General features: G+C 39.4%; 23 protein-coding genes. 14 read left to right on the forward strand and 9 right to left on the reverse strand.

Translation table 11 applies throughout. From position 1 onward, the window contains the following. Positions 1-65 precede the first annotated feature (65 nt). Genes bshB1 through R2S10_RS21105 form a run of 3 tightly spaced genes read right to left on the reverse strand, consistent with a single transcriptional unit; the run spans position 66 to position 1,926 of the window. Complete coding sequence (bshB1, locus tag R2S10_RS21095; protein ID WP_316842399.1) at positions 66-782, reverse strand: bacillithiol biosynthesis deacetylase BshB1; 717 nt, start codon at positions 780-782, stop codon at positions 66-68. A gap of 25 nt (positions 783-807) precedes the next feature. Then, entirely contained in the window at positions 808-1,305 is a 498-nt protein-coding gene (locus tag R2S10_RS21100; RefSeq protein ID WP_316842400.1) for a glutathione peroxidase, read from the reverse strand. A gap of 3 nt (positions 1,306-1,308) precedes the next feature. Then, on the reverse strand, positions 1,309-1,926 hold the full coding sequence (locus R2S10_RS21105; protein WP_316842401.1) for a DUF4294 domain-containing protein: 618 nt from the start codon (positions 1,924-1,926) through the stop codon (positions 1,309-1,311). 341 nt (positions 1,927-2,267) lie between these two features. Here R2S10_RS21105 and R2S10_RS21110 point away from each other — a divergent pair, with 341 nt between their 5' ends. The 4 genes from R2S10_RS21110 (at position 2,268) to R2S10_RS21125 (ending at position 7,677) form a co-directional block, all read left to right on the forward strand. After that, entirely contained in the window at positions 2,268-4,478 is a 2,211-nt protein-coding gene (locus R2S10_RS21110) for a bifunctional (p)ppGpp synthetase/guanosine-3',5'-bis(diphosphate) 3'-pyrophosphohydrolase (RefSeq protein ID WP_316822839.1), read from the forward strand. Positions 4,479-4,541: 63 nt separating this feature from the next. After that, entirely contained in the window at positions 4,542-5,033 is a 492-nt protein-coding gene (locus R2S10_RS21115) for a transcriptional repressor (RefSeq protein WP_316842402.1), read from the forward strand. 32 nt (positions 5,034-5,065) lie between these two features. Beyond that, on the forward strand, positions 5,066-6,343 hold the full coding sequence (locus tag R2S10_RS21120; protein WP_316842403.1) for an adenylosuccinate synthase: 1,278 nt from the start codon (positions 5,066-5,068) through the stop codon (positions 6,341-6,343). Between the two features lie 80 nt (positions 6,344-6,423). Then, a complete protein-coding gene (locus R2S10_RS21125; RefSeq protein WP_316842404.1) occupies positions 6,424-7,677 on the forward strand; it encodes an anthranilate synthase component I family protein in 1,254 nt (417 codons plus the stop codon). A gap of 51 nt (positions 7,678-7,728) precedes the next feature. Here the strand turns inward: R2S10_RS21125 and R2S10_RS21130 are convergent, their stop codons facing one another. Genes R2S10_RS21130 through R2S10_RS21145 form a run of 4 tightly spaced genes read right to left on the reverse strand, consistent with a single transcriptional unit; the run spans position 7,729 to position 10,540 of the window. After that, positions 7,729-8,556, reverse strand: coding sequence for a M48 family metallopeptidase (locus R2S10_RS21130; protein WP_316842405.1), 828 nt, complete (start codon positions 8,554-8,556; stop codon positions 7,729-7,731). A 12-nt stretch (positions 8,557-8,568) separates the two neighbouring features. Continuing rightward, positions 8,569-9,216 carry a glycerol-3-phosphate 1-O-acyltransferase PlsY gene (gene plsY / locus R2S10_RS21135; RefSeq protein ID WP_316842406.1) on the reverse strand — a complete coding sequence of 216 codons (648 nt, stop codon included), beginning with the start codon at positions 9,214-9,216 and terminating at the stop codon, positions 8,569-8,571. Between the two features lie 52 nt (positions 9,217-9,268). Then, positions 9,269-10,111 (reverse strand): carboxylating nicotinate-nucleotide diphosphorylase, encoded by an 843-nt coding sequence (gene nadC / locus R2S10_RS21140; RefSeq protein WP_316842407.1) that lies wholly within the window; start codon positions 10,109-10,111, stop codon positions 9,269-9,271. A 36-nt stretch (positions 10,112-10,147) separates the two neighbouring features. Next, positions 10,148-10,540 carry a DUF4783 domain-containing protein gene (locus R2S10_RS21145; RefSeq protein ID WP_316842408.1) on the reverse strand — a complete coding sequence of 131 codons (393 nt, stop codon included), beginning with the start codon at positions 10,538-10,540 and terminating at the stop codon, positions 10,148-10,150. Positions 10,541-10,713: 173 nt separating this feature from the next. Between R2S10_RS21145 and gpmI the strand changes: the two genes are divergently transcribed. The 4 genes from gpmI (at position 10,714) to R2S10_RS21165 (ending at position 14,800) form a co-directional block, all read left to right on the forward strand. Then, positions 10,714-12,234 (forward strand): 2,3-bisphosphoglycerate-independent phosphoglycerate mutase, encoded by a 1,521-nt coding sequence (gene gpmI, locus R2S10_RS21150; RefSeq protein WP_316842452.1) that lies wholly within the window; start codon positions 10,714-10,716, stop codon positions 12,232-12,234. After that, a complete protein-coding gene (locus R2S10_RS21155) occupies positions 12,234-12,764 on the forward strand; it encodes a hypothetical protein (RefSeq protein ID WP_316842409.1) in 531 nt (176 codons plus the stop codon). Before gpmI ends, R2S10_RS21155 begins: the two co-directional genes overlap by 1 nt. A gap of 316 nt (positions 12,765-13,080) precedes the next feature. Further along, the gene (locus R2S10_RS21160) at positions 13,081-14,313 is read left to right on the forward strand and encodes a PAS domain S-box protein (protein ID WP_316842410.1); all 1,233 of its coding nucleotides are present in this window, start codon (positions 13,081-13,083) and stop codon (positions 14,311-14,313) included. A 91-nt stretch (positions 14,314-14,404) separates the two neighbouring features. Further along, entirely contained in the window at positions 14,405-14,800 is a 396-nt protein-coding gene (locus tag R2S10_RS21165; RefSeq protein ID WP_316842411.1) for a two-component system response regulator, read from the forward strand. A gap of 62 nt (positions 14,801-14,862) precedes the next feature. Here R2S10_RS21165 and R2S10_RS21170 read toward each other — a convergent pair whose 3' ends face one another. Then, complete coding sequence (locus tag R2S10_RS21170; protein ID WP_316842413.1) at positions 14,863-15,489, reverse strand: tetratricopeptide repeat protein; 627 nt, start codon at positions 15,487-15,489, stop codon at positions 14,863-14,865. A gap of 375 nt (positions 15,490-15,864) precedes the next feature. Between R2S10_RS21170 and lon the strand changes: the two genes are divergently transcribed. The 3 genes from lon (at position 15,865) to R2S10_RS21185 (ending at position 19,910) form a co-directional block, all read left to right on the forward strand. Beyond that, positions 15,865-18,336 (forward strand): endopeptidase La, encoded by a 2,472-nt coding sequence (gene lon / locus R2S10_RS21175; RefSeq protein ID WP_316842414.1) that lies wholly within the window; start codon positions 15,865-15,867, stop codon positions 18,334-18,336. 39 nt (positions 18,337-18,375) lie between these two features. After that, positions 18,376-18,885: a hypothetical protein gene (locus tag R2S10_RS21180; protein ID WP_316842415.1), complete on the forward strand. Its 510-nt coding sequence runs from the start codon at positions 18,376-18,378 to the stop codon at positions 18,883-18,885. 62 nt (positions 18,886-18,947) lie between these two features. Further along, complete coding sequence (locus R2S10_RS21185) at positions 18,948-19,910, forward strand: lipid A deacylase LpxR family protein (protein WP_316842416.1); 963 nt, start codon at positions 18,948-18,950, stop codon at positions 19,908-19,910. Positions 19,911-19,924: 14 nt separating this feature from the next. Here R2S10_RS21185 and arfB read toward each other — a convergent pair whose 3' ends face one another. Further along, the gene (gene arfB, locus R2S10_RS21190) at positions 19,925-20,335 is read right to left on the reverse strand and encodes an alternative ribosome rescue aminoacyl-tRNA hydrolase ArfB (protein WP_316842417.1); all 411 of its coding nucleotides are present in this window, start codon (positions 20,333-20,335) and stop codon (positions 19,925-19,927) included. 81 nt (positions 20,336-20,416) lie between these two features. Between arfB and cmk the strand changes: the two genes are divergently transcribed. The 3 genes from cmk (at position 20,417) to R2S10_RS21205 (ending at position 23,120) form a co-directional block, all read left to right on the forward strand. Continuing rightward, on the forward strand, positions 20,417-21,097 hold the full coding sequence (gene cmk, locus R2S10_RS21195; protein ID WP_316842418.1) for a (d)CMP kinase: 681 nt from the start codon (positions 20,417-20,419) through the stop codon (positions 21,095-21,097). A 214-nt stretch (positions 21,098-21,311) separates the two neighbouring features. After that, entirely contained in the window at positions 21,312-21,899 is a 588-nt protein-coding gene (locus tag R2S10_RS21200) for a TetR/AcrR family transcriptional regulator (RefSeq protein WP_316842419.1), read from the forward strand. Positions 21,900-21,953: 54 nt separating this feature from the next. Next, entirely contained in the window at positions 21,954-23,120 is a 1,167-nt protein-coding gene (locus R2S10_RS21205) for an efflux RND transporter periplasmic adaptor subunit (protein WP_316842420.1), read from the forward strand. Positions 23,121-23,123: the final 3 nt, after the last annotated feature.

The raw sequence follows: 23,123 nt of genomic DNA on the forward strand, positions 1-23,123 counted from the left end.
GGCGATTTTGTTAGTTTTCAGCGAGGATGCCCTTTCCAGTAATGCAAATCCTTGCTGAAAAAGGATTATCTTAAATTGAAAAGATCATTTACACCAAGCAGTTTACGGGAGGTAAATCCTTCTCCGTAAGTAGCACCAATAGATTTACCAAACTCACGGGCACGGCCAATCACGCTATCGAAAAAATCCGGTGAGGAGATATAAGTTTCCTGTTCTTCATGATCCGGATTAAAAAACTGTGTTTTAAATGCTTTAATAGAATCGATCTTGGTTTGAATAAATGGGGTAATGTCTATAATGATATCTGGTTCAATATATCTATCCTGGATGTACTGCAACACCAACCTTGGTCTCCATGCTTCCTGTGCAATCCCATCAATTTCGGTGTGGATTTTAGGGAGGCCCGACAGAAAACAAGCATCATTACTCAGGTCGCCGGCACGACCATGATCCGGATGTCTATCGTGGAGCGCATTGGTTAAAATAATATCTGGCTGATATTTACGGATCATCCTGATAATGGCCAGGCGGTGTTCTTCATCATTGGTAAAAAATCCATCTCTGAAACGCAGGTTTTCACGGGCATGGATGCCTAAAACTCTGGCTGATTCTGCAGCTTCCTCATCTCTGATTTCTGCAGAGCCTCTGGTTCCCAGCTCACCTCTGGTAAAATCAATAATTCCTACCTTTTTACCAAGGGCAATGTGTTTTGCTATAGTGCCCGAACAGCCTAATTCTGCATCATCCGGGTGAACTGCAAGCACTAATATATCTAACTTCATAACGTTTAAAAATTGTTGGGATTTATTATCCCAGTCGCTGTATCTTCTTCTTTACTTTGGTGGACATAGGTTTGGTAAAGGGAAAGAAATAGTCCACCACTTCTCCCTTTTTATTGATCAAATATTTATGAAAGTTCCATCTTGGTGTGGAAGACAGCTGTCCATTGAGCTTTTTATCCCCCAGGAATTTAAACAAGGGATGTGCATGTTCGCCTCTGACCATTGTTTTCTCAAATACAGGAAATTCTACCCCATAATTTAACTCACAGAACTCCTGAATTCCGGCACCTTCTAAAGGTTCTTGTCTGCCAAAATCATTTGAAGGAAAGGCTAGGACTTCAAAATCCTGGGATTTCAGTTCTTCCCTTAGCTGCTGTAATTCCTTTAGCTGTGGTGCGAAACCACAAGCCGAAGCAATATTTACAATTAATAAGTTTTTGTTTTTATAATCTGAAAGGTTCTTTTCTGTTCCATTGAGCAATTTTACCTTAAACTGGTGTATACTTTTTAGGTGATCCGACATATTTTATTGGTAAAACCCAGAAGAAAGAATGATTGCTTCAATGTCCCGCTCTTCCGATGGGTTGTATTTACTTTTTAGGTTATGGCCAACAACTCTGGCTACTGATTGGTATAAAAAGGCGGTAATGCCTCCTTTAGTTTCTTTTACAATTTCATAGGTGGTCCGTCCTACCTCCCTGTCGATCAGCTTCGTTAAAATCTGTCCCTGAGAAATCGTCAGTTCCTTAATTTCCCGGTTAAACATGTCTTTAATCTCTTTATCACATTGTTTAACCAGCTTCTTCTGTTCCTTTTTATCGGTTGCCAGGGCCAAATCCTTTTCCAGTTGTTCATATCTCCGCTTGGCATAAAGCGCATAAGGCATTACCTTCATCACATTGTAACGCAAACGGTTATAAGCAGCACGATCTTCGGGGGTCTTAAATATCCGATAACCATAGATGACCACCTCATTGAGCGGAATCCAGGGGATCATCTCCCCGTTCTCATTAGTGGAAGCCACTCGGATAGTGTCGTTTTTCCCCAATACAGGGTATTTCACGTTTACATTGCCCATCTGAGCTTTCGCAGAAGCAGCTGTAATCATGACAATTGACAGAAAAAACAACCTATAAAATTTCATAAATTTATACCTCTTCTTTGAAGGCTAATTTAAATATATTAATTGATTACGATTCTAAGATAAAGTTTTCACAAAGAAAGCTTATCATCCTGACGTAAATAATACAAATGAAATACCAATGATCATTCCACAAAATGATCGGTTAGGAACGAACAGGATTAACCTAAGGAGAAACTTAAAATTGGATGAATTATTGTGTATCGTTATAGGATCTTTACAAAAAGCTTATATTAACAAAAGTATAGGAGCAATAAACTAGCATTTGAGTAAAATTTTAGGTTCATTTGCCATTTGAAGCGCGATCCCTAACCGATAACATTACCGAAAAACAATTTAGATTGATGAAGAACACACTAGTGATTGATTTAGAAGCAGAGAAGCAAGAGATATTGAAGCGATACCGAGCGCTTTTGCGTGCCTGTAAGCCAACACTTCAGAGGGGGGATAAAAAGGAAATCCGGAAAGCATTTGATATGGCATTGGAAAGCCATAAAAATATGCGTAGAAAATCTGGTGAGCCTTATATTTACCACCCTATTGCTGTTGCGCAGATCGCCGCAGAAGAGATCGGATTAGGAACCACTTCGATTGTATGCGCGTTATTACACGATGTAGTAGAAGATACAGACATTACACTGGAAGATATTGAGCGTGAATTTGGCAAGAAAACTGCCAAAATCATCGATGGTCTGACTAAAATATCTGGTGTTTTTGATTACAACAGTTCTTTACAGGCGGAGAATTTCCGTAAGATGCTCCTGACACTGGCAGATGATGTGCGGGTAATTCTGATTAAACTGGCCGATCGTTTACACAACATGCGGACGATGGACTTTATGCCCAGACATAAGCAGTTGAAAATCGCTTCGGAAACCATTTACCTTTATGCTCCCCTGGCCCATCGCCTCGGGTTATATGCCATTAAATCTGAGCTGGAAGATCTTTCCATGAAATATCTGGAGCCAGACACTTATAAATACATTGCAACACAATTGAATGAGAAAAAGGCCGAAAGGACTTTATTTATCAAGAGATTTGTGGAGCCAATCAATGAAATCCTGGCAGAACAGGGACTAACGGCAGATATCTATGGCCGCCCGAAATCTATCCATTCCATCTGGAACAAGATGAAAAGCAAGAACATTCCTTTTGAGGAAGTGTATGATCTTTTCGCTATCAGGATCATTCTGGACAGCGCACCTGAGAATGAAAAAGCAGATTGCTGGAAGGCATATTCTATAGTAACTGATTTATACCGTCCGAATCCGGATCGTTTGCGCGACTGGGTTTCTTCCCCAAAAGGAAACGGTTATGAATCGCTGCATACTACTGTAATGGGCCCTAAAGGGCAATGGGTAGAAGTTCAGATCCGTACACAGCGGATGAATGAGATTGCAGAAAAAGGTTTTGCTGCACACTGGAAATATAAAGAATCCAGCAATGACAATGGTCTTGACCAATGGATCATGAAAGTGAGAGAGATGTTGAACAATCCGGAAGCGAATGCGTTAGACTTCCTGGATGATTTCAAAATGAACCTCTTCTCTGATGAGATTTTCATCTTCACCCCAAAAGGAGCTTTACTTCAATTGCCATTGGGTGCTACAGCATTAGACTTTGCCTTTGAAATCCATACTGATGTAGGTGCCAAATGTATTGGTGCAAAAGTGAACCATAAATTGGTTCCTTTGTCCTACAAGCTACAGAATGGAGATCAGGTAGAAATCATCACCTCGAGTAAACAGACGCCAAAAGAAGATTGGCTGAATATTGTGGTGACGGCTAAGGCTAAGTCGAAAATCAAATCATCATTAAAAGAAGAGAAAAGGAAAATAGCTGATCAGGGTAAAGAAACGTTGGAGCGTAAGTTAAAATCGTTAAAGATCACTTACAATACAGACAACCTGAACAAGCTGACTTATTTCTTCAAACTTCCATCTACACAGGAGCTTTTCATCGCTGTTGCGAAAGGAAAGATCGAGTTGAAAGACCTGAAAGATTACCTGGCGAGTGAAAAAGAGATTGAAAACAGAGGTTCTTCTGAAAAAAGCGACAATCAAAAGATTGAGGCTTTACTGAGCAGAGTTAAAGGACCTGAATCTGATATTCTTTTGATCGGTGAAGACTTGCAAAAGATCGACTATACGCTTGCGGCCTGTTGTAATCCTATTCCAGGGGATGACGTTTTTGGTTTTGTAACCGTAAATGAAGGCATCAAAATCCACCGTACCAATTGTCCGAATGCCGCACAGCTGATGGCCAATTATGGGTACCGTGTAGTGAAAGCCAAGTGGAACCGTCAGCAGGAACTCACGTTCTTAACCGGATTGCATATTATTGGAATAGATGACGTAGGTTTGATCAATAACATCACAAAGGTAATTTCCGGAGATTTCAAGGTAAATATGCGTTCTATCACTGTCGACACAGATAATGGCATCTTTGATGGCTCAATTATGGTCTATGTAAACGATAAAGAACACTTAGACAACCTGATTAAAAATCTATTGGAAGTAAAAGGTGTAACGGCTGTTACCCGTTTTGATGCCTAAAAAAACGAATAAAACATACAGGTTTATATAAAAATTGGTACCTTTGAAAGGAGTTTAAAAACTATGTCTACAAACCACAACAGCGAGTTAGTGAGAAAAATATTCGAAGCTTACCTCGAAAATAAGAGTCTGAGAAAAACACCGGAACGTTTTGCCATCTTAGAAGAAATATATTCCAGAGATGACCATTTCGATGTAGAGACCCTCTATATCCACATGAAAAACCAAAAATATCGTGTGAGCAGAGCTACTGTATACAACACTTTAGAGTTATTGGTTTCCTGTGATTTAGTAACTAAACATCAGTTTGGCAAGAACATGGCGCAGTTTGAGAAATCTTACGGCTACCATCAACATGACCATATCATTTGTATTGACTGCGGGAAAGTAGTAGAATTTTGCGATCCGCGCATTCATCAGATACAGAGTATGGTTGGTGATTTGCTAAAGTTTGAAATTAAACACCACTCTCTAAATCTTTATGGCGTTTGTTTCGATTGCACTGCAAAAAATGCGATGAACAATCAGAATAGCGAAATAAAACATGCAAGTTAACATATCCAATTTATAATATTCAAATTTAAATAATGACGCAAGTAGACGTGCTTCTGGGCCTGCAATGGGGCGATGAAGGCAAGGGAAAAATTGTTGATGTATTAAGTCCTCAATATGATTTGATAGCTCGTTTTCAAGGCGGTCCGAATGCCGGACATACTTTAGAGTTTGATGGCAAAAAGTTTGTTTTAAATACCATACCATCAGGTATTTTCAATGAAAAAACAATGAATCTTATTGGTAATGGTGTGGTTATTGACCCGATCATTCTAAAAAGAGAGTTAGACAACCTTAGAGCAGCAGGACATGATCCTATTGCAACAGGTAAATTGGTTATTGCCCGTAAAGCGCATTTGATTTTGCCAACGCACCAATTATTGGATGCTGCAAATGAGCAAAGAATGGGTAAGGACAAAATCGGTTCTACACTAAAAGGTATTGGCCCAACTTATATGGACAAAACCGGTCGTAACGGTTTAAGAATCGGTGATACTACACTTCCTGATTTCAAAGAACGTTACAACAAATTGGTAGAGAAACATAAAGAGATTCTTTCTCATTATGAATTCGAATACGATCTAACGGAAAAAGAAGCTGCATTCTTTGAAGCAATTGAGTTTATCAAAAGCATTCCTCATGTAGATAGTGAGCATTATGTAAATGGTTTCCTTAAAGCAGGAAAGAAAGTATTGGCAGAAGGTGCGCAAGGAACATTATTAGACATTGACTTCGGTTCTTATCCATTTGTAACTTCTTCAAACACTACTACTGCTGGTGCTTGTACTGGTTTAGGTATTGCACCAAACAGAATCGGCAATGTATACGGTATTTTCAAAGCTTACTGTACACGTGTTGGTGGTGGTCCATTCCCTACGGAATTGGATGACGAAGTTGGTGAAAACCTACGTCAGGTGGGTCATGAATTCGGTGCAACAACAGGCCGTGCCCGTCGTTGTGGATGGATTGATATCCCAGCATTGAAATATGCGATCATGTTAAATGGTGTAACTGAACTGATCATGATGAAAGCAGATGTATTGGATGGTTTTGATACCATTTATGCATGTACTCATTATGAGCACAATGGTGAAACTATTGATTATATGCCATACGACATCATTTCTGTGAAACCTACGCCTGTTTTAAAAGCGATCGAAGGTTGGAAAACTGATGTAACCAAGGTAAATCAGGTAGCAGATATTCCTGCGAAACTTTCAGCTTACATTGCTTTCTTAGAGAAAGAACTGGAAGTACCAGTAAAATACCTTTCTGTTGGACCAGATAGAGTACAAACTTTAGAATTGATCTAGAATTATTCTTCAGATATATACTAAAGGCGGCCAATGGCCGCCTTTTTTTATACCCTGTTTTCCCTTACCTTTGTAGCGAAATGAGCCATCTGGAATTATCGTTATTTAAAAGTAAGGCACTACACTGGGCCAATACTTTTGACATCTGCTGCTGTTTAGACTCCAACAATTACACTGATCCTTACGGGAAATTTGATTTTATCGTTGCCGCTGGTGCTAAACAAGTACTTTCTAAAGAAATTGGGGGGGCATTTGAAGCCTTGCAAGCTTTTTATGAACAGCAGAAAACCTGGATGTTTGGGTTATTCAGCTATGACCTGAAGAACGAACATGAACAGCTGCAATCCAATCACCCCGATTTTCACGAGTTTCCAGCCTTATTTTTCTTCGTTCCTCAATATTTAATCGCCTGGAAAGATGGTCAGGTACAGGTGATTCTTGGAAGCCCGGAGGTACTGAAAGAAATAGCGAACTTTGAAATTCCGCAGGAAAAAACCTATCCTCCTCTGAATATTCAGGCTTCAATGGACAAGGACAGCTATTTGGAGAAAATCAAACAACTCCATCAGCACATCAGCAGAGGCGATATCTATGAAGTTACTTATTGTCAGGAGTTCTTTGCCGAAAATGCAGAGATTGACCCCTTGTATGTATTTGAGCAGCTCAATGCACTTTCTCCTACCCCATTTGCAGGATATTTCAAAATCAATGACCAGTACATCCTTTCTGCCAGTCCGGAAAGGTTTCTTTGCAAACGTAGCAATAAATTGATCTCTCAGCCCATCAAAGGCACTGCCCGACGTAGCAAAGACGAACTGGCCGATGAGCAGATCAAACAGGCCCTAAGTGAAAATATAAAAGAACAAGCGGAGAATGTAATGATTGTGGACCTGGTTCGCAATGACCTTACCAAAAGCGCCTTAAAAGGAAGTGTTAAGGTAGAGGAACTTTTTGGCATCTACAGCTTCCCGCAAGTACACCAGATGATTTCAACGATCAGTTGCGAGCTGGATCCTGAGCTACATTTCGTTGCAGCCATTAAGAATACCTTCCCAATGGGCTCTATGACAGGCGCGCCAAAGATCTCGGCTATGGAACTGATAGAAAAGTATGAATTGAGCAAAAGAGGTGCTTATTCAGGCTCTTTTGGCTATATCAGCCCAGATGGGGAATTCGACTTCAACGTGATCATCCGCAGCATCCTTTATCAGGAAAGCAACAAGCACCTATCGTTCCAGGTTGGTGGCGCCATTACTTATGCGGCCAATGCGAACGATGAATATGAAGAATGCATGTTGAAAGCATCAGCTATCATCCAGACTTTAACGCATTAAAAAGGCCGTTACCCGATGGTAACAGCCTACTGTTAAATCTTAAACTTCCGATTACTTAATTGGCTTTCCGGTAGTAGAGTTAAAATATTTTTTAGCTTCTGGTAAAAGTCGCTGAATCTGAGCAATACGTGTTGCATCGGAAGGGTGAGTACTTAAAAACTCTGATGGTTTTTGAGCGCCTGCACTTGCTGCAGCCATTCGTTGCCAGAAAGAAATGGCACTTGTAGGATCATAACCAGCCATAGACATAAAAATCAATCCCAACTGATCTGCTTCCAGTTCTTGCTTTCTGGAATTCGGTAATAACACAAAACCTTGCGCACCCAAACCATAAGCCTGATTGATAATCGATTGTGCCATTTGAGATTTACCTGAAGTAGCAGCACCTAATAAACTACCTCCAGCCTGCGCTAAAGTAGCTTGTGAAGCCCTTTCTGAGGAGTGTTGTGCAATCGCATGTGCAATCTCATGCCCCATTACTGTTGCCAGTCCGGCATCGTCTTTAGCGATTGGTAAAATACCGCTGTAAACCGCGACTTTACCACCAGGCATACACCAGGCATTTACTTCTTTACTATCGATCAGGTTAAATTCCCAGTTGAATCCCTGGATCTGACTGGCATAGCCATTGGCATTCATATATTTGGTAACGGCAGCTTGAATCTTCTGCCCTACTCTTTTTACTCTTGCTGCATCTGCATTGTTAAGCACCTTTGTTTTAGGGTCTCTCAGCAAAGAGGTGTAGCTTTGAGCGGCCACATTCTGCATTTCACTTTCACTCACAATGCTCAGTCTGCTACGTCCTGTTAAAGGAACAGTAGAGCAGGAGGAGATGGAAAGCATCGCCGCAGCAATGACCGTTAAATTTAAAGCTTTCATGAATTCTTTGTTTTAGGTTGTTTTCTTTTTAAACAGGTAAACTTTGGATTCTTTGCCCATGAGGAGTCGCTCAAGATTCTTCTGATGTGTCACCAGAATAAGTATACATACACACATTCCATACAGTACTTCCGATTTAATGGAAGAATGGAGGATGAAAATAATGCTCAATGGGAAGGTAAAACCTGCACAAATAGAGCTTAATGATACGTACTTGGTCGTTAAAAGCACGACTACAAAAACAAGAACACAAAGCATTGCTGCCGGGAAGTTAACTGCCAAAATCATTCCAAAAAGTGTAGCCACTCCCTTACCGCCCCTGAAGCCCGCAAATATTGGGAATAAATGTCCCATCACAGCGGTTACACCCAATGCAAGTTCATAATTGATAAATTGAGAAGAGTTTTGAGGCCCGGTAACCGATAGCCCTATAAAATAGGCAAGTTTGGTTGCAGTATAGCCTTTGGCGATATCTATCGTCATCACGGCAAGTCCTGCACGTTTCCCCAATACCCTAAAAGTATTGGTTGCACCGGCATTCCCACTACCATACTCCCTCACGTCGACACCGTAAAATGCTTGTCCGAGCCATACCGCTGTTGGTATAGACCCAAATAAATATGCTAAAATTACTGCTGATATTGAATAGACCGAAATCATTAACTGCAATTATAGTAAAAAAACAGAATCAAATTCTGATGAATTAGGTTATTTAGCATGCTTTTAAACTCATGTCTAAACTTTTAACAGAGTGGGTTAAAGCGCCCATAGATATAAAATCTACCCCACATGCTGCGTATTCCGCAACATTTTCTTCGGTGATTCCACCGGACGCCTCTGTCACAAATCTGCCATCGATCACCTTGACCGCTTCTTTTAAATCCGCAAAGCTAAAATTATCCAACATGATTCTGTCTACGCCTCTGTTCATTAAAACATCATTTAACTCCGAAAGGTTTCTCACTTCTATCTCTATCTGTAAATCTTTATTTTTATCCGCTAAATATTGGTTGGCGGCTTTAATCGCATTCGCGATTCCACCGGCATAGTCTACATGGTTATCTTTAATTAAGATCATGTCGTATAAACCGATGCGGTGATTTACTCCGCCTCCGATCACAACAGCCCATTTTTCCAGGTACCTTAATCCAGGTGTAGTTTTTCGGGTATCTAACAGTTTGGTAGGATACTTAGCCAGGAGGCCAACAATATGATTGGTTTTCGTGGCAATACCACTCATCCTTTGCATACAGTTTAAAACCAGTCGCTCGGCTAACAAAATAGAATGTGTGCTACCTGAAACTGTCAATGCGATATCTCCATATTTAACTGCTGCACCATCTGCAATATTCAGTTCGACTACTAACTCAGGATCAATATAGTTAAAAATTGCTACAGCGAGTTCTATCCCTGCAATAATCCCATCCTCTTTAATCAGCAATTTTGCCTTGCCTTGTGCATTAGCAGGAATGGTAGAAAGTGAAGTATGATCCCCATCACCTAAATCCTCGGCAACAGCGTTTTTTATGAATTGATCTATGATTTGCTTATCCAAAACTTAAAATTAAACCCAAAAATAGCATTTTTACTATTATTTATCCGGCTCTATTCTCAATTCCGTAATAAAAAAAGCATTATTTGATTTTTTCATCGTGATCGAAACGCGAAATTTCCCATTCTTTGTCTGGAGAGTAAGGATGCCAAATCGGAAGTTCGGATTGGCATTAATGGTATGCGTAACCGATGATTTTATAGGTGGATACTTGCCAAAGAAGTTCCTTAGAATCTGCTCGGCCTGTGCTTTAGAGTATACATCTTCTTCATCAATGATGATGAGTTCTACAGAAGAAGAAAAACTTTGAGCTATATCTTTTGCATTACCAGCTTTAAAATAACCGGAAAGATTGTCAATAATATCGCTTTGAATAGCAATAGCAGAGGAAAAAGAGGTAAACAGAATCGTAAAAAAAAGTAAGGGCTTCATATTCTCTATATAGCTAACTGGTCAATGTTACATAAATTATGCCATTATTGACCCTAGCAACGAAAACAAATATACTACAGTTGAATTACAATTAGGCTCAAAAAAAACACACAATACGCTTATATTTGTTAGATTGATACACAATCGTGCGACAAATATTAAATTAATTCATGATGAATAATAAAAAATTAGTTCTACTTATTCTTGACGGCTGGGGTTACGGAAACCAGGACAGTTCCGATGCCGCGTATGCAGCTAACACTCCTTTCTTTGACTCTTTATTGAAAAACTATCCTAATTCCAAATTGGAAGCTTCAGGTGTAGCGGTAGGTTTACCGGCCGGACAAATGGGAAATTCGGAAGTTGGACACATGAATTTAGGTGCAGGCAGAGTAGTTTATCAGGAATTAGGCAGAATTAATAAGGCAATTGAAGATAGAACACTTCACCAGAACCCGGTGTTACTGGATGCTTTTAACTATGCAAAACAAAATAACAAGGCAGTTCATTTCATCGGACTAGTTTCTGATGGTGGTGTGCATGCCCATATCAATCACCTGAAAGCGTTATGTGATGCTGCTGGTGAACAAGGATTGAACGATGTATTTGTACATGCTTTCCTGGATGGTAGAGATACCGATCCGAACTCAGGATTGACCTTCATTAAAGACTTAGAGCATCACCTGGAAAGTTCAACAGGTAAAATTGCCAGTTTAGTTGGTCGTTATTACGCAATGGACAGAGATTCACGTTGGGAAAGGGTAAAACTTGCTTATGATGTGATGACCAAAGGTATTGGGCAACCAGCTACTGATGCAGTAAAGGCTATTGAGCAATCTTATAGCGAAGGCATCACAGATGAGTTTACCAAACCAATTGTAGTGACTCAGCCTGATGGCAGCCCGGTAGCAACCATACAACCTGATGATGTGGTGATCTGTTTCAATTACAGAACGGACAGAGGTAGAGAAATTACTGCGGCATTGACGCAGAATGACTATCCTGATTTTGGGATGCATAAATTGCCATTATACTATGTGACGATGACTACCTATGATGAAAACTTCGAAAATGTAAAAGTTGTTTTCACCAAAGATGACCTTACGGAAACGTTGGGAGAAGTATTGGAGAAAAACCACAAGAATCAAATCCGTATTGCGGAGACTGAAAAATATCCACACGTTACTTTCTTTTTCTCTGGTGGCAGAGAGTTAGAATTTGAGAATGAAAAGAGAATTCTTATTCCATCTCCGAAAGTGGCTACTTATGATTTGCAACCAGAGATGAGTGCGGCAGGAATTACAGAAGCCATTTCAAAAGAACTGGAATCTGGCTGGCCGGATTTTGTTTGTCTGAATTTTGCTAATCCGGATATGGTAGGTCATACTGGTGTTTTTGAGGCTGTAATTAAAGCTGTAGAAACTGCCGACCATTGTGCAGAGCAAGTGGTAAAAAAAGGAATAGAGAACGGTTATTCTTTCATCATCCTTGCGGATCATGGAAACTCGGAATATATGCGTAACGCGGATGGATCGGTTAATACTGCCCATACCACCAACCTTGTTCCTTGTATTTTAATCGACAATGATTATAAAACCATTGCTGACGGAAAACTTGGTGATATCGCCCCTACGATCTTAAAGATTATGGGTATTGAGAAACCAGCGATCATGACCGGTAATTGTCTGGTATAATGAGAAACAGTTTGTTATTAGGTGCTTTTCTTTTGTTGTGTTTTGGCTGTGGAGACTCGGCTGTGACCCAACAAAAGGAGGTGCATCCTTATTTCGACCTTAAAGGATACTTTGCCGGAGAAGCGACGAGATTAAATCGCAAGAAGCCCCTGATTCATAAAACGGTGGTTGTGAATGACTCCATAGAAAGCAAAGACCTGGTTATCCCAAACTGGGAAAAAGAACTGAGTATATTCTCAGATGCCGATCTGAATAAGTCGGCCTGGAAAGGTTTGTTTCAGGTTAAAAAAACGGACAGTATAGAACTTTATACCTCCAACAATGAGAAGGTTCCGGTAAAAGAAATGAAAGTCATCAAAAAGAACGGCCAGATTTACGGCCTTAGTATTGTGATTCGCAACTCGAATACCCTTTATACTTCTTCAGATACACTGTCTTATTTCCCTGACAGCTTATATGAAGTGAAAAAGAACCAGCACATCAGGTTACTTTCCGAAAAGAATTACCGGATCACCGGAAGATTCAAATAAAGGAACTTCTATTTTACCTATATCTATAATCTTAATGGCACAGTAAATCCTGATTCAGAATCCTTCCGAATCAGGATTTACTGTGCCCAATTACACTACAACATTGGCATGATAATAGGCCTATCTGGAGTGTAAATATAAGGCGTTAAACGAGCAAAACGCCTAATAGAAGCAAGAGCGTATCTTTTATGAAATACAACTAAACGGTTTATATACAACCCGATACCTACACTGTCAGATTTCGGGAAATAAATTCCTCATTTAATGTACTCATATCAGCGGTATAAATTCATTTAAGACATTGATCCTTTGAAAAATGGCAACAATTAAGTCATACTTGAACAAATACAGGAAAACATTTCTATATGTTATCCCCGCTAATCATGAATTCAAGCTTTTCAGGATCAGTCCCTGGAAACTGGATTTATTTAGAGATACGATGATGTATTGCCTCCCATTAGGCATGGTTGGTATCCTTTTGTTCCTGGTCAATGAGCTCGTTAATGGGAAAGTATTCTTTCCGGTATTTATGGTGGTTGTTATCATTTCTCTTATGGGTTTTGTAGTAAATAGAAAAATTAAATTGGATTATAGAATGGTGATCGTGGTTGCCCTACTCTATCTCATTGCCCTTCTTTACCTGCTTTTCGTAGGTTCAGATGGGCCTGGTGCTTTATACTTGTTGATCATTACCTTTTTCACGGCAATGATCTTTCCAACGAAAGCCACTTATATTCCATTGGTGGTCAATATTATCATTTGTGTGCTGATAGGGCTCATCATTGAGTTTAAGATTTTCCCCAATGCCTTATCCGATACATATGACCTTACCTTATGGATTGCCTATTCCTGGAATTTCATATTTGTAAGTTTTGTGAGTGTATTTATGATCAGTACCATCCTCAATGGTTTTGAAAAGACCAGGATTAAGGAGGCGATGCTGGTGAAAAAGCTGGATGCTTCTGAACGTTATTATCGGAATATCTTTGATTCCAACCCGGTGCCAATGTACATTTTTGAGTTAACGACCGGTAATTTCCTAAAGGTAAATGATGCTGCAGTAAAAAAATACGGGTATTCTCAGGAAGAGTTTCTATCGATGAACATTACTAAAATCAGACCTGCTTCTGAGATCAGCAAGCTAATGGACATTTTTAGTACCATTAAGACCAGAGAGTATTCCGGGATTCTAACGCATATGGACAAAAGCGGGCATTTATTTCCCGTAGAGATCGATACCACCATTGTGAATCTGGAAGGACTGGACGCAAGATTGGTTCTTGCTACAGATGTTTCTAAAAGAATGAATTACGTACGGATGATTGAAAAGCAAAATCAGGATTTTAAAGAAATTGCCTGGATTCAGAGTCATAAGGTAAGGGCACCATTAACGAATATCATGAGTTTAACAGAGATGATGCTCCAAAATCCACACGGCGACCATATTGATTTACTTTATATGTTAAAGGAGTCTACCGCTCAATTAAATGAGTCTATTGCTTCTATTGTACACCAGGCAGAGGATAACCAGATCCTGCCACCAGAATGAACAGCAACAACAGGATTCAATGACTTAGCAGGTATAGAATCCCAGATATTACAAATAAACAGAATGATAACCAACGAATAAATATAATCCAATGAAAAAATTTTATCTGATAGATGACGACACTATTTTCGTTTTTTTAACTAGAAAAACGTTACAGGTTGCCAATCTAAGTACCGACCTGACCGTCTTTGAAGATGGAAAAAAAGCTTTATTAGATTTGGAATTATTTGCAAATCAACCGGATTCATTACCAGATGTTATCTTCTTGGATTTAAATATGCCGGTATTAGATGGCTGGGGATTCCTAGAAGAATTTTCATTATTGGAGCCAAAGATGAGTAAGAAGATTGAAATTTACATTGTTTCTTCTTCGATCTCTCCATCAGAGTTGGAGCGTTCTCAGAACATTCCTGTTGTGACGGACTTCTTGACTAAACCTTTGAGTCGTTCCAAATTCGTAGAAATTTTTGACGGGGCGGAAGTATAATAAAAATGCCTGCTATTGCGGTTACAATAGCAGGCATTAAATCTGTTAAAGGAATTTTCCTGTTATTTTAGGCTGGAAATCTGTGCTTTCACGTAGTCGATTAAACCAATAATATCCTTACGTAGAGGTTGTACTACCAATACCTTTTGAAAATCAGCAATAGAGTTGTTAAATAAAGCGATGACAGCTGCTTTTTCTGCTGCTTTCTTTACTTTATACGATTTATAGATGGCGTAATCTTTATAAGCCAATCCTCTATTTTGCATCAACTGTATATCTTCTTCCCCATTTATCTCAATTGCTTTGGTAAAATCTTTAATTGAGGATAGATAAAAGTTATCTCTCATTTGGCTTAGAGACTCTTTTGGATCATTTGCAATATTCAATCTCGCTTTACCTCTATAATAATAGGCAGAATAATCTGATGGCTTTAATACCAGTAAGCGGCTATAAGTAGCAATTGAGTTTTCGAAGTCTCCACATTGAAAGTAAGAATATCCCAGCATTTTCAACACATTCGCATTGTTTGGGGTTTTAGTATCCGCCTTCTCTAATTGTCCAACTGCACCTTTAAAATCCCCTTTCATCATGGCCTGAATGCCTAGTTTATCGTAGCCGCTGTTTTGTGCGAAGCCGACCTGGGCAGAAAAGACAAATAATAATAAGATGGTTTGCTTGAAATAGTTCATTAAGTTTTATTTAAAAATATTAAATATATTTAGATTTGATTCCCTTTCCTTTTGAAATTAATACAATTTTTAGGCTCCGGGAATTTAAAGGTATTTGCAGGCAACTATCATACCAGTTACAAATATCTCTCTTAAACGCTAAATAAATGAAAATATGATAAGCCGAAGAATTATTCTGATTTTTTTTAAAAAAAGGTCAGACAATTGCGCATATTGTTTTTAGTAAATCTATATTATCTCTGACTTTTTAACAGGGAAAAGGAGGGACAACTCTTTTGGCACAGGAGTTGAAAATATAGATAATACAATATAATTAATAATTTCGTGGACGGCATACTGTCAGATTGTCGTTTTTATTTTAGAAAGACTTAATAAATGAGTAAACAAGATCATTTTGATTTTAGCAACGCACTACCCATTATAAATGAAGATACAGAGTTTTTCCCGCTGATGTCACAACAAGACGAAGATGAGATGAACAATGAAGAAACCCCTGAGATACTGGCCATACTTCCATTGAGGAATACGGTGCTTTTTCCAGGAGTTGTCATTCCAATTACTGTTGGCAGGGATAAATCTATTAAGCTAATTAAAGAAGCTTATAAAGGTGACCGAATTATCGGAGTAGTTTCCCAGCGGGATGTTTCTATAGAGGATCCTACTTTTGAGCAACTGAACAGTGTAGGAACGGTGGCACAGATCATCAAGATGCTGCAAATGCCGGATGGAAATACTACCGTGATTATTCAGGGTAAACAACGTTTCCGCCTAATTGAAGAAGTTCAATCGGAGCCTTACATTAAAGTAACCATCAGCAAGTTTGAGGAGTCCAAGCACAAGAATGATAAAGAATTTAAAGCGATGGTGGCCTCTATTAAGGAGATGTCTTCGCAGATCATTCAATTGTCGCCAAACATTCCAAGTGAAGCCGGTATTGCATTAAAAAACATAGAAAGCACTTCTTTCCTCATCAATTTCATCTCTTCAAACATGAATGCAGATGTTTCTGATAAGCAAAAGATGCTGGAAATGGGCAACCTGCGTGAGCGTGCGATGATGGTGATGGAACTATTGACTCTGGAACTTCAGATGTTGGAGTTGAAAAACCAGATTCAATCTAAGGTACGCACCGACCTGGACAAACAGCAAAGGGATTATTTTCTGAATCAACAATTAAAGACCATTCAGGAAGAACTGGGTGGATCTTCTTCAGACCTTGAATACGAGGCTTTGCAGGTACGTGCAAAGAAGAAGAAATGGGCACAACCGATTAAAGAACATTTTAATAAGGAGCTGGATAAACTGGGAAGAATGAATCCCGCAGCACCTGATTATTCTATACAAATCAATTACCTGGAATTGTTATTAGACCTTCCATGGAATGATTTCACCAAAGACAATTTTGACCTGAAACGCGCGCAACGCGTACTGGATAAAGATCACTTTGGTTTAGAAAAAGTAAAACAACGTATTATAGAGTACCTGGCTGTCTTGAAACTAAAACGCGACATGAAAGCCCCTATCATTTGTTTGGTAGGCCCTCCGGGAGTAGGTAAAACCTCATTAGGAAAATCAATTGCGAAAGCATTGAACCGTAAATACGTACGTATGGCATTGGGCGGCATCAGAGATGAGGCCGAGATCCGTGGCCATAGAAAGACCTATATTGGTGCAATGCCAGGCCGAATTATCCAATCGATTAAGAAAGCCGGAGCTGCAAACCCTGTATTTGTACTGGATGAAATTGATAAAGTAGGTGCTGATTTTAGAGGCGACCCTTCTTCTGCATTACTGGAGGTATTGGATCCTGAGCAAAACAGTGCTTTCAATGACCATTATGTAGAGGCGGATTATGACCTTTCCAATGTGTTATTTATTGCTACTGCGAATTCATTGAGCAGTATTCAACCAGCTTTGCTGGATCGTATGGAAATCATTGAAGTGAATGGTTATACGATTGAGGAGAAGATTGAGATTGCGAAAAAATACTTGTTGCCTAAGCAAAAAGAGCAACATGGTATCAAATCAAAAGACATCGTTCTTAAGAATAGTCTGATTGAAAAAGTAATTGAAGATTATACGAGAGAGTCTGGTGTTCGTGGTCTGGAGAAAAAGATAGGTTCATTGGTACGTGGTGTGGCGACTAAAATCGCAATGGAAGAAACTTACGAGCCAAATCTGACTTTAGAAGATGTGGAGCGCATTTTAGGTGCCCCTATCTACGATAAGGATCTTTACGAAGGCAATGAAGTTGCCGGAGTGGTGACTGGTTTAGCATGGACACAGGTTGGTGGAGATATTTTATTTATTGAGGCCAGTTTAAGCCCGGGTAAAGGAAAATTAACCTTAACCGGTAACCTGGGTGAGGTGATGAAAGAATCAGCAGTGATTGCATTAGCTTACTTACGCTCTCATGCGGCTATTTTTGGAATTGACTATGCCTTGTTCGATCAATGGGATATCCATGTACACGTACCTGCTGGTGCAACACCAAAAGATGGTCCATCTGCTGGTATTACCATGTTGACCGCCTTAACCTCTGCATTTACGCAGCGTAAAGTTAAATCTAATCTGGCTATGACAGGTGAGATCACCTTACGTGGAAAAGTACTGCCTGTAGGTGGGATTAAGGAGAAAATCCTTGCAGCAAAACGTGCCAATATCAAAGATATCATTCTATGTAAATCGAATAGAAAAGACATCCTGGAAATCAAGGAAAGCTATATTAAAGACCTGAATTTTCATTATGTATCGGAGATGAAGGAAGTAATTGAACTGGCGTTAATGAAAGAAAAGGTAAAGGATGCGCAAGATTTAAGTGTAAAAATTAAGCCAATTGCAAACTAGGTTGTTTTTGCTTAATATTGCGCCACCAAACACACCATAATGAAAAAATTAACACTAGCATTTACCTTAGTTTTAGCTTTAACCAGCGCAACTAAGCTTTTCGCACAAACCAGTAGTACTACAGCGCCTGCTACCTCCAGGGCACAAAATATATTTATTGAACTGGGTGGTCAGGGTTTAACCTTTACAGCGAATTACGATTCCAGGTTCTTCAATAAGAGAGATGGTTTAGGTGGTAGAGCAGGTATTGGTTACTTCTCCATAGATGGCGATAAGGTAACAACAGTTCCCTTATCTTTGAACTACCTGTTAGGAAAAGAGGGGAAATACTTTGAACTTGGCTTGGGTGCTACATATATCTCTACCAGTGGAGATGCGGAAGTCCTTTTCAATAAGAATGAAAGCAATGTAATTGGTACTATGAGTTTTTTCTACCGGGTACAACCAGAGGATAGTGGTTTCGCTTTCAGGATTGGTTTAAGTCCGGTCTTCAGCAGAGATTTCTTCCTTCCTTATTATGGTGGTCTAAGTCTTGGTTATACTTTTTAGCATAAAAAATACGATATTCAACTCCGGCAAATCTGCCGGAGTTTTTTTTTAGAAAAATAAAAATGAAATCAATTAGCAAAGTACTGCTCCCTTTATCTCTGATATATATATTGGCATCGAATCCGGTTTCGGCACAGGATTTCAAAAATGAGTTTGGCTTTAAGAGCGATAATGACTCCTATCTGCTACAGGGTTCTGATCGCTACTACACCAATGGCTTATTCATTAATTTCCGCCATGCTTTAAATCAAAGCGGGCTTTCGGAAAAGCTGGAAAAGAAAACTTATGAAATTTCGGTAGGTCAGAAGATGTACAATCCTTATTCTGGAGCGGCAGCAGATCCTGCGAAACAAGACCGTCCATTTGCAGGATATTTATATGCGGAGGGTGGGTTGAATTGGTTTTATAAAAATGAAAGCATTATAAAAACAAGTCTGCAAGTTGGGGTTACGGGTCCGGCATCTCTTGCCGAAAAAGGTCAGGAGTTGTTGCACAATACCGTTGGTTTCTACGAGCTGCAAGGCTGGGACTATCAGATTAAAGAAGAGATGCAGGTCAACCTATCTGCACAATACACCCGATTATTACACCGCTTTAAAGATCAGGCTGCTGATTTCTCTTTTGAAGGATATGCCAATGTTGGAACGACCTTTAGTGGGGCTGGAGCAGGTATTTTATTCAGAGCAGGTAGAATTAACCAGCTCTTCAATACCGCTTATACCAATTCGGTGATTGGAAATCAAGCGAAAACAAAGAATTTGGTAAAAAGTGAGTTGTTCTTTTATGCAAAACCACAGTTAAATTTTGTGGCTTATGATGCCACCATACAAGGGAGCATGTTTAACAACAACAGCCCGGTTACATTCGGTGTAAAACCTGTTGTTTTTGCACAGCAGTTGGGATTCAATTATAGTAGTCAGCGGTTCACCTTTGATTTTGGGATGATCTTTAAGACTAAGGAGGTAAAAAGTGTTGCCAGAGCGCACCAATATGGTAGTATCAGCATGTTTTACCGTTTCAATTAATACAGATTATTCATTTAGTCCAGGGCAGGACGTTTCCTCAAGGTTTTCTTTGTGGAAACGCTCTGTTTGTCCTGTAGCCTTTTCCTGATCACCGATTTTGGTGTCTTAGTTGGCTTTCTTGTCTTTTGAATGTGAAGGGCCGATTTCAGGAGGCTGATTAATTTTAAGATCGTTCGCTCTTTGTTCATGAGCTGGCTTCTATCTTCCTGGGAAACGATGTGAAGGTTTCCTTCCTGATCGAGCCTATGAGCTAATCTTTCCATTAAAAGTGCTTTCTCTTCTTCCGTAAAAAAACCTGCGGATTCGATATGAAGGATCAGCTCTACTTTACTCGAAACCTTGTTTACATTCTGGCCCCCTTTACCCCCACTTCTTGAGGTTTTAAAGGTGACTACTTTAAGGATATCTTCTTTATTAGGTAACATAGCCGTAAAAGTAGCTAAAGAAAAGCGGCCATTTAAAAAAAATTGGACTAACAATTCTCTAAAATACTAACTTTGCGCTATATGAGGAAAAATCTGGTTGTAGCTATTGATGGCTACTCATCATGTGGAAAAAGTACCTTGGCGAAAGCCCTGGCAAAGAAGCTAGGTTTCATTTATATTGATAGTGGGGCGATGTATCGGGCGGTAACGCTATATTTTATCCGTAATCATGTAGATATTAATGATCCTGAAGCGGTAAAAGATGCCTTACAACATATAGAACTGAACTTTCATTCAAGAGATTACCAGTCGCACATCACTTTAAATGGTGAGGAAGTGTCGGAAGAAATCAGACAGATGCCCGTTTCTGAAGCGGTAAGTGAAGTTTCGGCGAACAAGTTTGTGCGCAAAGATATGGTGAAGCAGCAGCAGCGCATGGGCAAGTCCAAAAACATTGTAATGGATGGTCGTGACATTGGTACTACTGTATTTCCGGATGCACAGATTAAGTTTTTCATGACTGCGGATCCAAAGATCAGGGCAGAGCGTCGTTTCAAAGAAATGCAAAGCAAAGGTGATACGACGACCAGTTTGGAAGACGTGTTTGAAAATCTTGCACACAGAGACTACGCAGATACTACCCGTGTAGAAAGTCCATTGACCCGCGCAGATGATGCTGTGATCTTAGACAACACTGAAATCACCGAGCAGCAGCAATTAGAATTTGCATTGGAACAGGTAAAACTTCATTTCCCGGAATAATATTAAATATCAGTCATCAGTAAAAATGACTACAATAATAAAATTATTGTATCCTAAATTCGGTAATTATCAATTATACAAAGGGCCTAGAGCCCTTTTTTTTGTCAATAATCAGTTACAAAGCTTTTCTTAACTTAAACATTACAATTCCGTGTTTTATCTCAAAAGCAAGATTAATACTTTTGTTTAACAAAATTGTTAAACTTAAAAGTATATGTCAACTCGCGACACTGGTACGGAACAACTCATAAAAGATACGGCGAAACACCTATTCTTTGCAGAAGGTAAATTACATGCCACCACGCAAGAAATAGCGGATGCAGCCGGAGTAAACCGTACACTCGTAAACTATTACTTCCGCTCCCGAGATATCTTGTTTGATCAGGTATTCACTGAAGCACAAGGAGGCTTTATCAACACACTGGATGAAGTTTTTGAATCCAATATGCCCTTTAAAGAAAAAATCAGAAACCTGATTTCAGTCTTTATTGATGAAACGGCACTTTACCCCTATCGTCAGCTTTTCATCATCACAGAAATGAATAGGAATGTGATCTTAAATGAAAAGAAATCTAGGGCTAAAACGGTAAAAATCTTCATGGAAGAGATCCAGGTAGAAATGGATAAAGGCCTCATTAAAAAAATGGATCCGAAGCAATTCATCCTGAATATTTTTTCTTTAATGGCACATCCTTTCCTTACCGCGCCCTTACATAAGGCATTATTTGGCATGAATGATGAAGAGTACGCGACTTTGATGGAAGAACGTAAGCAACTGATCTACGAAACCATTTTCCCTTAAAAATCTATATATATTATTTCCTATAAAATCAAAACACGAACAATACCCACAAAAATGAGATACACAATTCAATCACTATTATTGCTTCCGGCATTAATGATTATCAGTTCATGCGGAAATAGCGGATCAAAGCAAGGCGGCCCTGGCGCTGGACCTGCACAGGTCAAAGAATACAAAGTATTAGAGTTGCAGCCACGTAGTGCAACATTAAACACAGATTACCCGGCAAGTATTCAGGGACAACAAAATATAGAAATCAGACCAAGAGTAGATGGGTATGTGGAAAAGATTTATGTAGATGAAGGTTCTGTCGTTAGAAAAGGCCAGCCATTGTTCAAAATCAATGCCCCACAATATGAGCAGGAAGTTCGCACAGCTACAGCAAGCATTAAAAGTGCAGAAGCTGAAGTGAGTGCTGCAAATATGGCGGTAAACAAAGTAAAACCATTAGTAGAAAAAGACATCGTCAGTAAATACGAGTTAGAATCTGCACAATATACTTACCAGGCAAAATTAGCTGCATTGGCACAGGCAAAAGCAGCTTTATCTAATGCAAGAACCAATTTAGGTTATACCACAGTAACCAGTCCGGTTGACGGCGTTGTGGGTGCCATTCCTTTCCGTTTAGGAAGTTTAGTGAGTGGTAACAATGCAGAGCCATTGACTACGGTATCCAGCACAGGAAACGTATATGCTTATTTTGCATTTAATGAAAAAATATTGCTTCACTTCTTTAAAGACGGCAGTGGTATGACGCTTGCTCAAAAGCTGGCTAAACTTCCTGAAGTTTCCCTGATCTTATCTGATGGTACTTTGTACGACCAAAAAGGACGTATTCAAACCATCACTGGACAAATTAACACCACTACAGGTTCAGCAAATGTACGTGCAAGTTTCCCTAATCCTAAAGGTATGATCCGCAGCGGTAGCAGTGCTACAGTAAGGATTCCTGATGCGATTAAAGATGCGATTCTGGTTCCTCAGAGTGCAACTTTCGAATTACAGGACAAACGTTTTGCAGTTGTAGTAGATAAGGATGGTAAAACGAAAAGCACTGCCATCACCGTAATGAAAAATACTGCAGGTACTTACTTTGTGGTAGAAGAAGGCCTGAAAGCAGGTGATAGAATTGTATTAGAAGGTGTTGCCACTTTAAAAGACGACACTCAGATTAAAGTATCCCCGGTAAGCGATGCAGTTGTTTACGCAGATTTAAAATAAGAT

Source organism: Pedobacter gandavensis (assembly GCF_032678745.1).
In the GTDB taxonomy this organism is placed as follows: domain Bacteria; phylum Bacteroidota; class Bacteroidia; order Sphingobacteriales; family Sphingobacteriaceae; genus Pedobacter; species Pedobacter gandavensis_C.